Source organism: Pseudomonas sp. CFSAN084952 (genome assembly GCF_009648855.1).
GTDB lineage: Bacteria > Pseudomonadota > Gammaproteobacteria > Pseudomonadales > Pseudomonadaceae > Aquipseudomonas > Aquipseudomonas paracarnis.
In genome coordinates this window covers 1-14979 of record NZ_CP045767.1, presented here as the reverse complement: position 1 = coordinate 14979, position 14979 = coordinate 1, and the positions used below count along the sequence as shown (strand labels likewise).

Genomic DNA, 14979 nt, shown 5'->3' with positions numbered 1-14979 from the left:
CGGTTAGCGATGGGCGCTAGGTGCGGCTAGTGCACGGGCGGCGGCGACATCCGCATTGATCGCCGTTTTCAACGCCTCCAGGGAGGCGAAACGCTGCTCTTCACGCAGCTTCTGGTGGAAAACCACCGTCAAACGCCGGTCGTATAAATCACCGGCAAAATCCAAAAGGTGAACTTCCAGGTGGGCCTTGCCATCACCTGCAACCGTGGGCCTGACGCCTATATTGGCGACTCCTGGCCACGATTGGCCGTCGATGTCGACGCTTACCAGGTAAACCCCGGTCAGCGGCACACGACGGCGCTTGAGTTGCACGTTGGCGGTTGGCGTGCCCAATTGGCGCGCCAGCTTCTGGCCGTGCAATACCCGTCCGGCAATGCGGAACGGGCGACCGAGCAAACGCTCGGCCAGGTCGAAGTCGGCGGCGGCCAGGGCGTTACGCACCTGGGTGCTGCTCACGCGCAGGCCGTCCAGTTCGACGGTTTGCGCGGCTTCGACAGTGAAACCCTGATTGACGCCGGCATGTTGCAGGAAATCGAAATCCCCGACCCGGTCACAACCGAAATGGAAGTCGTCGCCGACCTCCAGGTGCTGTACACCCAAGCCGTCCACCAGGATGCGGTCGACGAACTCGGCGGCGCTGAGGCTGCGCAAACGCTGGTTGAATGCCAGGCAGAGGACACGGTCCACGCCCTCCTCCGCCAACAGTTGCAGCTTGTCCCGCAAGCGCGCCAAGCGGGCCGGCGCGGTTTCGGGGGTAAAGAACTCCCGCGGTTGTGGCTCAAAAATCACCACGCAGCTGGGCACGCCCAACTCGACCGCACGCTCGCGCAGCCGAGCCAGGATAGCCTGGTGGCCACGGTGAACACCGTCAAAGTTGCCAATAGTGGCGACGCAGCCCCGATGCTCGGGGCGCAGGTTGTGGAGACCTCGAACCAGCTGCATAACGCGCTTCTTGCTCATAAAGTGGTCGATTATAACCACACCCAGCCCCGGACGACAGGCAACTGCGCAGGCCAAATGGGTCGAATCGATAAAACAACCGTTTTATCGCGGCAAAGTCTCTATCCCAACGACTTGCGATTGAAATCACGCAGGCGGAAACCCTGCAACAGCAACATCCCGAAGTACACCGCCACGCCCGCCACCACCAATACACCCAGGCGCATGAAGCGCTCCAGCATATTACCTTGGTCCCAGGCCGGCATGAGGTGCATCAGGGCAAAGAGCACAACCGACATCGCGGCGACCGCCACCAGCAGCTTGAGCGCAAACACGCCCCAGCCGGGCTGTGGTTGATACATCTGCTGTTTACGCAATTGGTAAAACAGCAGGCCTGCGTTTATACATGCCCCCGCGCTGATCGCCAAAGCCAGGCCGGCGTGGGCCAGCGGGCCGATAAACACCAGGTTGAGCAGTTGCGTAACCACCAGGGTGAAAATCGCGATTTTCACCGGGGTACGGATGTTTTGCTGAGCGTAGAAGCCGGGCGCCAGCACCTTGATCACGATAATGCCGAGCAGGCCGACAGAGTAGGCGACCAGCGCATGCTGGGTCATCAAGGCGTCATGGGCGTCGAACTGCCCGTATTGAAACAGCGAGACCGTCAACGGTTCGGCGAGGATGCCCAGGGCCAGGGCGCACGGCAACACCAGCAGAAAGCATAGGCGCAGGCCCCAATCGAGTATGCGTGAGTATTCCTGGCGATCCTTGCTGGCGTAGGTACGCGCCAGGGTCGGCAGCAGGATGGTGCCCAACGCCACGCCCAGCACACCGGATGGCAATTCCATCAGGCGGTCGGCGTAGTACATCCACGACACCGAGCCGGATACCAGCAACGAGGCGAACGCGGTGTTGATGATCAGGGAAATCTGACTGACCGACACCCCGAGGATCGCCGGCAGCATGTTGCGCATCACGCGCCAGACGCCGGAATCCTTGAGGTTCAAGCGCGGCAGTACAAGCATGCCGATTTTTTTCAGGTGCGGCAGCTGGTACAGCAACTGTGCCAGGCCGCCGGCCAGGACCGCCCAGCCCAGGGCCATGACGGGCGGATCGAAATACGGCGTAAGGAACAACGCAAAGATAATCATGCTGACGTTCAGCAAGGTCGGCACAAAGGCCGGTACCGAGAAACGATTCCAGGTATTGAGGATCGCCCCGGCGAGCGAAGACAGGGAAATCAGCAATATATAAGGAAAGGTCACCCGCAGCAGATCAGTGGTCAGCGCGAACTTTTCCGGCGTATTGGCAAAACCGGGCGCCGTGGCCCAGATCACCCAGGGCGCGGCGAGCATCCCGACGATGGTTACCAGCATCAGCACCAGCGTCAGCAAACCTGAGACGTAGGCGATAAACGTACGGGTCGCCTCCTCGCCATGCTGGGTCTTGTACTCGGCCAGAATCGGCACGAACGCCTGGGAAAACGCGCCTTCGGCAAAGATCCGCCGCAACAGGTTGGGCAGTTTAAAGGCAATAAAGAACGCATCCGTGGCCATGCTGGCGCCAAAGATGCGGGCCAGCAGGGTGTCACGCACGAACCCCAACACCCTGGAAATCATCGTGATAGAGCTGACGGCAGCCAACGATTTGAGCAGATTCATTGAAAGAGTTTGCGCCTATAGATAAAGAGCAGGCGAACTACGCGCCCACTTATGCGATACTGCGCGCCTGCAACAGCACAGAGCCAAAGCTCGCGAGTTTACAGGTCAAGCGCCGGAAATAAATCACCCGCCTCTTCAGATCGACCACTCAGCAGTTCGCATCAGCCGCCCTTGACAACCCGTCAAGTCATCGGCATGATTCGCGGCCTATTTTGTTTGCTATTTCCTAAAAAGTCTTTCGAGGAGCTCGACGGTGGCCAACACACCTTCCGCCAAAAAACGTGCAAAACAGGCTGAGAAGCGTCGCAGCCACAACGCCAGCCTGCGTTCCATGGTTCGCACCTACATCAAGAATGTAGTCAAAGCCATCGACACCAAAGACGCTGAAAAAGCTCAAGCAGCTTACGTTCTGGCTGTGCCTGTTATCGACCGTATGGCCGATAAAGGCATCATCCACAAGAACAAGGCCGCTCGCCATAAGAGCCGCCTGAATGGCCACATCAAGGCTCTGAGCGTTCCTGCTGCAGCCTAAGTGGTAACAACTGCCACGTAGCCCAGGTTGCGTAACAGTTAAGAAATGCCCCGTACCGAAAGGTCCGGGGCATTTTTGTTTGCCCCCTGAAAACTGTAGGAGCGAGCTTGCTCGCGAAGATCGTTAACGATGACGCGGGAAGCCTGGCGCCCGAGGGGTTCTCAGGTTTTTCGCGAGCACGCTCGCGCCTACAGAAAGTTGACCGGGAATATTCTCAAGGCAAAAAAACGCCCCGAACCAGTCGGGGCGTTTTTGATACCGATTGATCAAACCACAATCAATGGTGATGACCGCCTTCACCGTGGACGTGGCCGTGAGCCACTTCTTCCTGGGAAGCGTCGCGGATGGCCACGATCTTCACTTGGAAGTTCAGGCGCTGGCCAGCCAGAGGGTGGTTGCCGTCAACGGTAACGTCGTCGCCGTCCAGGTCGCGGATGGTGACGATCTGCATTTGGCCGTCCGGCGCGGAAGCGTGGAACTGCATGCCCACTTCCAGCTCATCAACACCTTCGAACATGCTGCGGCTCAAGGTGCTGACCAGTTCGGCGGAGTATTCGCCGTAGGCATCTTCAGGTTCTACGGCGACGGTCAGTTCGTCACCGACGTTCTTGCCTTCCAGAGCCTTTTCCAGGCCCGGGATGATGTTACCTGCGCCTTGCAGGTAAACCAGCGGCGCGCCGCCGGCGGAGCTGTCGATGACCTCACCAGCGTCGTTGGTCAGGGTATAGTCGATGGAGACAGCCTTGTTAGCGGCGATCGTCATGGGGCGAGACCTTTTGCATAAGAATGAAGAACGGACAAGTCTAAACAAGGATTTGCCCGAAAGCGAACGGAACCCGGACGGACGGGGCCGATCAACGGTCACGATCACAGGTTTTCATCAGGACGACGATGGCCACTGGGTGGCCGAGCTGTCCTGCGGCCACACCCAGCACCTGCGCCACCAACCGCCCTGGCAGTCGCGCGCCTGGGTGCTCGACCCCGCGCAACGCCTTGAAAAAATAGGCCAGGCCTTTGCGTGCGGCTGGTGTGCGCAAGGGCACGAATAACGATAACCTTGGCGCCTGATTCGCGGTAGGCACTCACCCATAGAGCGCCACCCAAGCCATGCACCTCCAGAGAATTCGCATGCAGACTTTTTTTATCGCGCCCACCGATTTTGGTGTGGGTCTGACCTCCATCAGCCTTGGGCTGGTGCGCACCCTGGAACGGGCCGGCCTGAAAGTCGGTTTTTTCAAACCCATCGCCCAGCCACACCCTGGCGATACCGGGCCGGAACGCTCCACCGAGCTGGTGGCGCGCACCCACGGCCTGAAACCGCCGCAGCCCCTGGGCCTGGCTCACGTGGAGCGCATGCTCGGCGACGGCCAGCTCGATGAGCTGCTCGAAGAGATCATCACCCTTTACCAACAGGCAGCCGTAGGCAAAGACGTGCTGATCGTCGAAGGCATGGTGCCGACCCGCAGCGCCAGCTACGCGGCACGGGTCAACCTGCACTTGGCCAAGAGCCTGGACGCCGAAGTGATCCTGGTCTCGGCGCCGGAAAATGAAGTGCTCACCGAGCTTTCCGGCCGTGTGGAATTGCAGGCCCAACTGTTTGGCGGTCCCAAAGACCCGAAAGTGCTGGGCGTAATCCTCAACAAGGTACGCACCGACGAAAGCATGGAAGCCTTCTCGGCGCGCCTCAAAGAGCATTCGCCGCTGTTGCGCAGCGGCGATTTCCGGCTGCTCGGCTGCATCCCCTACCAACCCGAGCTGAATGCCCCGCGCACCCGCGACGTGGCCGACCTGATGGGCGCGCAGATCCTCAATGCCGGCGACTACGAAAGCCGGCGCATGACCAAGATCATCATTTGCGCACGCACCATGCGTAACACCGTCGAGCTGCTCAAACCCGGCGTGTTGGTGGTGACCCCGGGAGATCGCGATGACATCATCCTCGCCGTCAGCCTGGCCGCCATCAATGGCGTGCCGCTGGCCGGGCTGCTGCTGACCAGCGACACCCTGCCCGACCCACGCATCATGGATCTGTGCCGGGGCGCCTTCCAGGCCGGGTTGCCGGTGTTGTCGGTGAGCACCGGCTCCTATGACACCGCCAACCAGCTCAATAGCCTCAACAAGGAAATCCCTATCGATGACCGCGAGCGTGCGGAAATCATCACCGACTTCGTCGCCAGCCACCTCGATGCGCGCTGGCTGCACCAGCGTTGCGGCACGCCGCGGGAGATGCGCCTGTCGCCGGCGGTGTTCCGTTACCAGTTGATCCAACGCGCCCAGGCCGCCAACAAACGCATCGTGTTGCCCGAAGGCAGCGAGCCGCTGACCGTACAGGCCGCCGCAATCTGCCAGGCCCGCGGCATTGCCCGTTGCGTGCTGCTGGCCAAGCCTGCGGATGTGGAGGCAGTCGCCCGCGCCCAGGGTATCGACCTGCCCGAAGGCCTGGAGATTCTCGACCCCGACCTGATTCGCCAACGCTACGTGGAGCCAATGGTCGCCTTGCGCAAGAGCAAAAGCCTCAACGCGCCCATGGCCGAGCAACAACTGGAAGACACCGTGGTGATCGCCACCATGATGCTCGCTCTCGACGAAGTGGATGGCCTGGTCTCCGGCGTTATTCACTCCACCGCCAATACCATTCGCCCTGCCCTGCAACTGATCAAGACCGCGCCGGGCTGCACCTTGGTGTCGTCGGTGTTCTTTATGCTGTTCCCCGAGCAGGTACTGGTGTACGGCGACTGCGTGATGAACCCGCACCCAAGCGCTGCGGAACTGGCGGAAATCGCCCTGCAAAGCGCCGACTCGGCGGCCGCGTTCGGCATCACGCCACGGGTGGCGATGATCAGCTATTCCAGCGGTGACTCGGCCAGCGGCGAGGAGGTGGAAAAAGTCCGCGAAGCCACCCTGCTCGCCCACGAACAACAAAGCTCGCTGCTGATCGACGGCCCGTTGCAATACGACGCTGCCGCCAACGAAAACGTCGCCCGACAACTGGCGCCCAACAGCCAGGTGGCAGGCAAGGCCACCGTCTTTGTATTCCCGGACCTGAACACCGGCAACACTACCCACAAAGCCGTACAACGCAGCGCCGATTGCGTGAGCCTGGGGCCGATGCTCCAGGGCCTGCGCAAACCGGTCAATGACCTGCCACGAGGCGCCCAGGTGGACGACATCGTGTACACCATCGCCCTGACGGCGATCCAAGCCGCCAACCGACCCATGGATATCTAAATGCTGGATTTTCTACCTGCCGCCGTGCGCGGGGTGATCGCTTCGCTGTTGCTGGCGCTGAACACGATCCTGCTGTGTTCGTTCCTGTTTATCGTGGCGCTGTTCAAGGCGCTGCCGTTCGCCAAGCGCCTGAGCGAATGGCTGATGAACCACACCCATGAAGCCTGGGTCACCAACAACAAGGGTTGGATGAACCTGGTGCGCCGTACGCGCTGGCACCTGACTGGCCTTGAGGGCCTGGACTACCAGCACTCGTACCTGGTGACCAGCAACCATCAGAGCTGGGTCGACATCATGGTGTTGCAGTACGTGCTCAATCGGCGCATTCGCCCCCTGAAGTTCTTCCTCAAGCAAGAGCTGATCTGGGTACCGGTGATTGGTCTGGCGTGGTGGGCGCTGGGCTTCCCCTTCATGAAGCGCTACAGCAAGGCTTATTTGGAGAAGCACCCGGAGAAGAAAGGCAAAGACCTGGAAACCACGCGCAAGACCTGTGCGAAGTTTCGCGACAATCCCGTGGGGATTTTCAACTTTGCCGAAGGCACACGCTTTACGCCGGGCAAGCATGCGCAGCAGCAGTCACCGTTTCGCTACCTGCTTAAACCCAAGGCGGGCGGCATTGCGTTTGTGTTGGATGCCATGGGCGAGCAGCTCAAGTCACTGATCAATGTGACCATCCACTACCCCGCCGGGCGCCCAGGTTATTGGGATTTGCTGTGCGGTAACGTGAAGGACGTGGTGGTGCACTTTGAAGAGGTGCAGATACCGGCCGAATTCATCGGCAAGAATTATGAGCAGGATGGGGAATATCGACTGGCGTTCCAGGGCTGGATCAACCAGTTGTGGCAAGACAAGGATGCATTGTTGGAACAGCTGCACAAAGACTTTCCGGCCAGCCGCTGATCAACATGTGGATGCAATTTAATGTGGGGGCTGGCTTGCCTGCGATAGCGGTGGATCAGCTAAGGATCAATAAACTGACAGTCTGCTATCGCAGGCAAGCCAGCTCCCACATTGACCGAGTCCATATTTGAGAATATGTAAAAAGCCCGCCACCGGGTAACCGGTGGCGGGCTTTTTTGTGCGGCAATTAAAGCTTAGATCGCGCCGCGCTGACGTAACAGTTCCAGCACTTGCTTGACGCTGTCTTCCAGCGACAACGCCTGGGTGTCGATCACAAGGTCGGCATTCAGCGGCACGTCATACGGGAAGGATTCGCCAGGGATGTTATCCCCACCGGCCGCGTACAAACCTTGCGGGTCACGCTCGGCGCACACCAACGGCGATGCCTGCACGTAGACGGTCAGCAGTCGGTCCGCACCAATCAGCGCCTTGGCCTGTTCACGGCCTTCGGCATCCGGCGCAACGAAGGCTGCCAGAGTCAACAGGCCGGCTTCATTGAACTGACGCGCCACATGAGCGGCACGACGCCAGTTCTCGGTACGCCCGGCACGGTCCTGCGGCAACCCTTTGTTCAGGTCGTGACGCAGGTTCTGGCCGTCCAGTACGAACACCGCACGGCCCATGTCGAACAGCTTGCGCTCGACCGCATAGGCCAGAGTGCTCTTGCCTGCGCCCGACAAGCCGCTGAACAACACCGTGGCCGGCTGCTGGCCGAAACGCAGGGCGCGCTCTTCGGTGGCGACATGCGCCAGGCTGCCGTGCTGCGCAGCGCCGCCATGACCCACCGGTGGCGCGATGATCATGCCCGCGGCGACCGTGCCGTTGGTCAAGCGATCGATCACGATGAACGCGCCGGTGGTGCGGTTGCTGTCGTAACCGTCCAGGGCGATGGCGGCGTCCAGGCTGACCTTGACCCGGCCAATTTCGTTGAGCTGCAGCGAACTCGCCGGGCCTTCGGCCAGGGTGTTTACGTCCACGCGGTGCACGATGCTGGTGATGGAACCCGGCACGTAGCTGGTGGCGCGTTTGATGTCGTATTTCTTGCCCGGCAGCATCGGTTCTTCAGCCATCCACACCAGCATGGCGTCGAAGGCGTCGGTCACTTGCGGCACGTTGTCGGCATGCACCAACAGGTCGCCACGGGAGATGTCGATCTCGTCTTCCATGGTCAAGGTCACAGCCTGGCCTGGGCCTGCGTGTTCCAGCTCACCTTCAAAGGTGACGATGGATTTGACGCGGCTGCTCTTGCCCGACGGCAATACCACCACTTCGTCACCCTTGTGCACGATGCCGCTCGCCAGGGTGCCGGCAAACCCACGGAAGTTCAGGTTCGGGCGGTTGACGTATTGCACCGGGAAACGCAGGTCGGTGTAGTTGCGGTCGTTGGCGATCTCGACAGTCTCCAAGATCTCCATCAGCGACTGGCCGGTGTACCAGGGCGAACGCTCGCTCTTGTTCACCACGTTGTCGCCCTTGAGCGCCGACATCGGCACGAAGGCCAGGGTGCTCGGCTTGAATGCGATACCTTCGGCGAACTTCAGGTAATCGGCCTTGATCGACTCGAATACGCTTTGGTCAAAGCCGTTGATGTCCATCTTGTTGATGGCCACCACGATGTGTTTGATGCCCAGCAACGAGGCGATGTAGCTGTGACGACGGGTCTGGGTCTGCACGCCGTAGCGGGCGTCGATCAGGATGATCGCCAGGTCACAGGTAGACGCACCGGTGGCCATGTTGCGGGTGTACTGCTCATGGCCGGGGGTATCGGCGATGATGAATTTGCGCTTGGCGGTGGAGAAATAGCGGTAGGCAACATCGATGGTGATGCCCTGCTCACGCTCGGCCTGCAGGCCATCGACCAGCAACGCCAGGTCGATATCGTCACCGGTGGTGCCGGACTTCTTCGAGTCGCGGGTAATGGCTTCCAGGTGATCTTCGTAGATCATCTTGGAGTCGTGCAGCAGGCGCCCGATCAGGGTGCTCTTGCCGTCATCGACGTTGCCGCAGGTCAGGAAGCGCAACATCTCTTTGCGCTCGTGCTGGCCCAGGTAGGCGAGGATGTCCTCGCTGATCAAATCAGATTGATGCGACATGACAGCCCCTTAGAAATAGCCTTGACGTTTTTTATCTTCCATCGAGCCTGCACCATCGTGGTCGATGACACGGCCCTGGCGCTCGGAAGTTCGCGTCAGGAGCATTTCCTGAATGATGTCCGTCAGCGTCTCGGCTTCGGACTCCACCGCACCCGTCAACGGGTAGCAGCCAAGGGTGCGGAAACGTACTTTCTTTTTGACGATACGGGCTTTGTCTTCGTCGGACAGGTGCTCGAGGATGCGGTCGTCGTCGATCATGATCAACGTGCCGTTCTTCTCGATCACCTCGCGCTCGGCGGCGAAGTACAGCGGCACGATCGGAATGCCTTCCAGGTAGATGTACTGCCAGATGTCAAGCTCGGTCCAGTTGGACAGCGGGAACACGCGGATCGACTCGCCCTTGTTGACGTTGCCGTTGTAGACGTTCCACAGCTCCGGGCGTTGGTTCTTCGGGTCCCAACGGTGCTTGCTGTCGCGGAACGAGTACACGCGCTCTTTGGCACGGGATTTCTCTTCATCGCGACGGGCACCGCCGAATGCTGCGTCGAAACCATGCTTGTCCAGCGCCTGCTTGAGGCCCTCGGTCTTCATGATATCGGTGTGCTTGGCACTGCCGTGGGTGAACGGGTTGATGTTCTGCGCCACGCCATCGGGGTTGATGTGGGTGATGAGGTCCAGCCCCAATTCCTCGACCATCTTGTCGCGGAACTTGTACATCTCCTGGAATTTCCAGCGAGTGTCGACGTGCATCACCGGAAATGGCAGTTTGCCCGGGAAGAAGGCCTTGCGTGCCAGGTGCAGCATCACGGCGGAGTCTTTACCGATCGAGTAGAGCATCACCGGGTTATCGAACTCGGCGGCGACCTCGCGGATGATGTGGATGCTTTCCGCCTCCAGCTGTTTCAGATGCGTCAGTTTGTCGACCATGGTTACTCACGGAAAAACGATCTTATGGACGGCCAGCGGGCCGTGTTCGAGCGAGGCATGCTAGCACAGCAACTTCTTCTATTTAGGGAGCCAGCTAGACCGAAACGGTATATGAATATGCCGCCGAGTTTGGCGCCCAACTCGCTCAATGTGGGATCTGGCTTGCCTGCGATACAGGCGCCGTGCTCCTTCAGGCTGACCGAGGTGATGCCATCGCAGGCAAGCCAGCGCCCACGGTGTTCATGCTGTGCTTTAGATCGGATTGGGGCAGTCGATGAACAGATGCTCCAGGGCAAAGCGCCGCGCCAGATAGTCGCCTAGCGCCTGCACGCCATAGCGTTCGGTGGCGTGATGGCCGGCGGCGATGAAGCTGATGTCGTTTTCCCGGGCGCTGTGGAAGGTCTGTTCGGACGCTTCACCGCTCAGGTACAAATCGACACCCGCGGCAATCGCCTGGTCGATGTAGCCCTGGCCGCCACCGGTACACCAGCCGACGCGGCGAATCATCTCGCTGCCTTCGATCAGCAGCGGTTCGCGGCCCATCACTTCCTGCACGCGGCGGGCGAAGTCGCGGGGTGACAAGGGCTCGGCCAGGGAGCCGACCAGGCCGACGATTTTTGGGTTGCCGGGGTCCAGCGGGCCTTCGACGGTGATGTCCAGGTGGCGAGCCAGTTGCACGTTGTTGCCGACATCGGCGTGCAGGTCCAGGGGTAAGTGGTAGGCCAGCAGGCTGATGTCATGCTTGAGCAGGGTTTTGAGGCGGCGCTGCTTCATGCCGGTGATGCATGGGTTTTCGCCCTTCCAGAAGTAACCGTGGTGCACCAGCACCAGGTCGGCCTTGGCTTCGACGGCGGCGTCCAGCAGGGCTTGGCTGGCGGTCACGCCGCTGACGATGCGCATCACTTGGGGCCGGCCCTCGACCTGCAGGCCATTGGGGCAGTAATCGGCAATTTTGGCGCTGCCGAGGTAGCGGTCGGCTTCCTCGACGAGGGTAGTAAGGGGCACGGCCATAAAAGACTCCTAAATATCCCGTTCGCAGGCGTCACAGCCTCGTATAATGCGCGACATTATGGGCGCTCTCCCGCCCCCTGCAACCTGTCAGGACTTACTTGATGCTCAAGGCACTGCGTTTTTTTGGATGGCCATTGTTGGCTGGCGTGCTGATCGCGATGCTGATTATCCAGCGTTATCCCCAGTGGGTGGGCCTGCCCACACTGGATGTGAACCTGCAACAGGCGCCGCAGACCAACACAGTGGTGCAAGGGCCGGTGACCTATGCCGATGCCGTGGTCATCGCCGCTCCGGCGGTGGTCAACTTGTACACCACCAAGGTCATCAACAAACCTGCGCATCCGTTGTTTGAAGACCCGCAATTTCGCCGCTATTTCGGTGACAACGGCCCCAAGCAGCGCCGCATGGAATCCAGCCTCGGCTCCGGCGTGATCATGAGCCCCGAAGGCTACATCCTCACCAACAACCACGTGACCACGGGCGCCGACCAGATCGTGGTGGCCCTGCGTGACGGCCGCGAAACCCTGGCCCGTGTGGTGGGCAGCGACCCGGAAACGGATCTGGCGGTACTCAAGATTGATCTGAAGAACCTGCCGGCCATCACCCTCGGCCGCTCCGACGGTTTGCGCGTGGGCGATGTGGCGCTGGCCATCGGCAACCCGTTCGGAGTGGGGCAAACGGTGACCATGGGCATCATCAGCGCCACCGGGCGTAACCAGTTGGGCCTTAACAGCTACGAAGATTTCATCCAGACCGACGCGGCGATCAACCCCGGCAACTCGGGCGGTGCGCTGGTGGACGCCAATGGCAACCTGACTGGCATCAACACCGCGATTTTTTCCAAGTCTGGCGGTTCACAGGGCATTGGTTTTGCCATCCCGGTAAAGCTGGCGATGGAAGTGATGAAGTCGATCATTGAGCACGGCCAGGTGATTCGCGGCTGGCTGGGCATTGAAGTACAGCCTTTGACCAAGGAACTGGCCGAGTCATTTGGCCTGACCGGGCGTCCAGGCATCGTGGTAGCGGGGATCTTCCGCGACGGCCCGGCGCAGAAAGCCGGCCTGCAACTGGGCGATGTGATCCTCAGCATCGACGGCGCGCCGGCGGGTGATGGCCGCAAGTCCATGAACCAGGTGGCGCGGATCAAGCCGACCGACAAGGTGGCGATCCTGGTGATGCGCAACGGCAAGGAGATCAAACTGTCGGCGGAAATCGGCCTGCGCCCACCACCGGCGACCGCGCCAGTGAAAGAAGAGCAATAACCGTCGCGACCCACGCGCCCGTTCGCGGGCGCTTGTAAGGCTATATTTCTTAGCGATTCATTCTCATTAGGCATGTTATATTGTTTCAATATCGCTATTGGAACGCTCTATCATGTCGTCTCGAAAGTTTGTGCCCCTGGCCGGCCTGGCCCTGGGTTTGCTGCTCGACCCTGCCTACGCCGAAGAAAACACCCTGGAGCTGGACACCATCAGCGTCACTTCCGACGCCTATGAATCCGCCACCGGTCCGGTCGACGGCTACCGTGCCACCCGCTCTGCCAGTGCGACCAAGACCGACACGGCCTTGCGCGACATCCCGCAGTCGATCAGCGTGATTCCGGCCACGGTACTCAAAGACCTGGGCAGTACCAGCGTTGAACGCGCCCTGGAATTCGCCGGCGGTGTGTCCAAGCAAAACAACTTCGGCGGCCTGACCCTCTACGAATACAGCGTGCGCGGCTTCACCACGTCCGAGTTCTACCAGGATGGTTTCAGCGCCAACCGTGGTTACCCCAGCACCCCGGACGCAGCGAATATCGAGCGCATCGAAGTGCTCAAGGGCCCCGCCGCCAGCCTCTATGGGCGTGGCGATCCCGGCGGCACGGTGAATATCGTCACCAAGAAACCCCAGCCCGAGGCCTTCACCACGCTGCAGACCAGCGCCGGCAGTTGGGACCGTTACCGCACCGCGCTGGATGTGAATACGCCGCTGGACAGCGAGGGGCGCGTGCTGACGCGAGTGAACCTGGCGGTTGAAGACAACCACAGCTTTCGCGATCACGTCGACGCCAAGCGCGTGTTCGTCGCGCCCTCCTTCAGTTGGCAACTGGACCCGGACACCACGCTGCTGGTGGAAAGCGAATTCGTGCGCCACAGCTCCACCTTCGACCGGGGCATCGTCGCCAACACCGGCATGTCCCATTCCACCTTCCTCGGCGAGCCCAACGACGGCAATATCCGCAACCACAACAACCGCATTCAGGCGGCGTTGGAACACCACCTCAACGACGCCTGGAAACTGCGCCTGGCCAGCCATTACAAGCAAGGCAGCCTGTGGGGCGATGCTTCGGAAAGCCGGGCGTTGAACGCAGACGGCCACAGCGTCAATCGCCGCTACCGTGAACGCTCCACCGGTTGGCATGACAGCATCACCCAGCTGGAACTGCGCGGGGTGTTCGATATCGGCAGTTGGCAACATGAACTGTTGATCGGCACCGAATACGAGGATTACCGCAAGAAAGAGCGTGTGACGACGATCGCTGGCGACTATCCCATCGACATCTACAAACCGGTGTACGGCCAGCCCAAACCCAACGGCATACGCTCCGGCACTGACTTCTTCGAACAAACCAAAAGCCACGCACTGAACCTGCAAGACCAGATCATCTTCACCGACCGCCTGCGCGGCATGATCGGTGCGCGCTTCGAACACTTCGAACAAAGCACCGACGACTTCACCCGCAACCACGCCAAGAGCCGCCAAACCCACGACGCCTTCACTCAACGCGCCGGCCTGCTCTACCAGCTCACGCCAGAAGTCGGCGTGTTTGCCAACGCCTCCACCTCGTTCAAGCCCAATGGCGGTCTGGATGCCGGTGGCAAGTCCTTCAAGCCCGAAGAAGGCGTGGGTTATGAGGTGGGCATCAAGAGCGAGCTGTTTGACGACCGCCTCAGCGCCACTCTGGCGGCCTTTCATATCGAAAAGGAAAACGTGCTGACCCTGGACCCGGCGACCAACCTCAACCGCGCCATGGGCAAGGCCCGCAGCCAGGGCTTCGACCTGCAAGTAACCGGGCAAGTGACCGACGCAGTCCGCGTGATCGGCGCCTTGGCCTACATCGACGCTGAAGTGACCAAGGGCGACAAAATCATCCCCACGGGCAGCCGCATTCTCGGCGTGGCCAAGCGCAGCGGCAGTGTGTTGGGTGTGTATGAATTCCAGGACGGCGCATTGCGTGGCTCAGACCTGGGCGCAGCGTTCACCTATGTAGGTGACCGCTCAGGCGAAGCCGGCACAGGCTTCGAACTGCCCGCCTACCACACCGTGGATTTGCTGGCCCATTACAAGGCCACGCAGAACGTGACGGTGGGGCTGAACCTCAACAACCTGTTCAATGAAAAGTACTACGAGCGGTCCTACAGCAACTATTGGGTCAACCCCGGCGAGCCGCGCAACTTCACGGTTAGCCTGACCCTTAATCTGTAGATACAGTCAAAATGTGTGGCTTGCCTGCGATGACCATAGGTAATCACGATGCGAAGCGAGCCGCTCTTGATCTTGATCTGCTTTTGATCTCAGGCGCCCCGTCAAACCACGCTGGCCGAACGCAGGCTTGAATTCGTGGGTAACCCGGCAGGACGCCGGGTTAGCCGCCCCGCGCCATGGATGGCGCGTGGCGGCGGCCCACGGATTCAAGCCTGCGTTC

At 60.5% G+C, this 14979-nt stretch carries 12 protein-coding genes; 6 read left to right on the top strand and 6 right to left on the bottom strand.

All coding sequences use genetic code 11. The annotated features are described in order from the left end of the window. Positions 1-3: 3 nt before the first annotated feature. Both ribF and murJ read right to left on the bottom strand, forming a co-directional pair. Positions 4-942, bottom strand: a complete 939-nt coding sequence (ribF, locus tag GH769_RS00060) for a bifunctional riboflavin kinase/FAD synthetase (RefSeq protein WP_003188404.1) — start codon at positions 940-942, stop codon at positions 4-6. Positions 943-1061: 119 nt separating this feature from the next. Then, complete coding sequence (gene murJ / locus GH769_RS00055) at positions 1062-2600, bottom strand: murein biosynthesis integral membrane protein MurJ (protein WP_014716857.1); 1539 nt, start codon at positions 2598-2600, stop codon at positions 1062-1064. Between the two features lie 253 nt (positions 2601-2853). Here murJ and rpsT point away from each other — a divergent pair, with 253 nt between their 5' ends. Continuing rightward, positions 2854-3132: a 30S ribosomal protein S20 gene (gene rpsT, locus GH769_RS00050; RefSeq protein WP_003188401.1), complete on the top strand. Its 279-nt coding sequence runs from the start codon at positions 2854-2856 to the stop codon at positions 3130-3132. A 277-nt stretch (positions 3133-3409) separates the two neighbouring features. Here the strand turns inward: rpsT and GH769_RS00045 are convergent, their stop codons facing one another. Then, complete coding sequence (locus GH769_RS00045) at positions 3410-3895, bottom strand: peptidylprolyl isomerase (RefSeq protein WP_003188398.1); 486 nt, start codon at positions 3893-3895, stop codon at positions 3410-3412. Between GH769_RS00045 and GH769_RS00040 the strand changes: the two genes are divergently transcribed. The 3 genes from GH769_RS00040 (at position 3894) to GH769_RS00030 (ending at position 7260) form a co-directional block, all read left to right on the top strand. Beyond that, positions 3894-4181 carry a DUF3565 domain-containing protein gene (locus tag GH769_RS00040; RefSeq protein WP_102666761.1) on the top strand — a complete coding sequence of 96 codons (288 nt, stop codon included), beginning with the start codon at positions 3894-3896 and terminating at the stop codon, positions 4179-4181. The two genes, GH769_RS00045 and GH769_RS00040, sit on opposite strands and share 2 nt — an antisense overlap. Before the next feature lie 79 nt (positions 4182-4260). Continuing rightward, the gene (gene pta / locus GH769_RS00035) at positions 4261-6360 is read left to right on the top strand and encodes a phosphate acetyltransferase (RefSeq protein ID WP_003188396.1); all 2100 of its coding nucleotides are present in this window, start codon (positions 4261-4263) and stop codon (positions 6358-6360) included. Then, positions 6361-7260, top strand: coding sequence for an acyltransferase (locus GH769_RS00030; RefSeq protein WP_014716856.1), 900 nt, complete (start codon positions 6361-6363; stop codon positions 7258-7260). A gap of 194 nt (positions 7261-7454) precedes the next feature. Here GH769_RS00030 and cysN read toward each other — a convergent pair whose 3' ends face one another. The 3 genes from cysN to GH769_RS00015 form a co-directional block, all read right to left on the bottom strand. Next, positions 7455-9353: a sulfate adenylyltransferase subunit CysN gene (gene cysN, locus GH769_RS00025; protein ID WP_003188392.1), complete on the bottom strand. Its 1899-nt coding sequence runs from the start codon at positions 9351-9353 to the stop codon at positions 7455-7457. Between the two features lie 9 nt (positions 9354-9362). Beyond that, complete coding sequence (gene cysD / locus GH769_RS00020) at positions 9363-10280, bottom strand: sulfate adenylyltransferase subunit CysD (protein WP_016971196.1); 918 nt, start codon at positions 10278-10280, stop codon at positions 9363-9365. A gap of 252 nt (positions 10281-10532) precedes the next feature. Next, on the bottom strand, positions 10533-11291 hold the full coding sequence (locus GH769_RS00015; protein ID WP_014716853.1) for a Nif3-like dinuclear metal center hexameric protein: 759 nt from the start codon (positions 11289-11291) through the stop codon (positions 10533-10535). A gap of 101 nt (positions 11292-11392) precedes the next feature. Between GH769_RS00015 and algW the strand changes: the two genes are divergently transcribed. Together algW and GH769_RS00005 are read left to right on the top strand one after the other, a co-directional pair. Then, positions 11393-12553 (top strand): Do family serine endopeptidase AlgW, encoded by a 1161-nt coding sequence (gene algW, locus GH769_RS00010; RefSeq protein WP_003188388.1) that lies wholly within the window; start codon positions 11393-11395, stop codon positions 12551-12553. A 112-nt stretch (positions 12554-12665) separates the two neighbouring features. After that, positions 12666-14759: a TonB-dependent siderophore receptor gene (locus GH769_RS00005; protein ID WP_020302960.1), complete on the top strand. Its 2094-nt coding sequence runs from the start codon at positions 12666-12668 to the stop codon at positions 14757-14759. Positions 14760-14979: the final 220 nt, after the last annotated feature.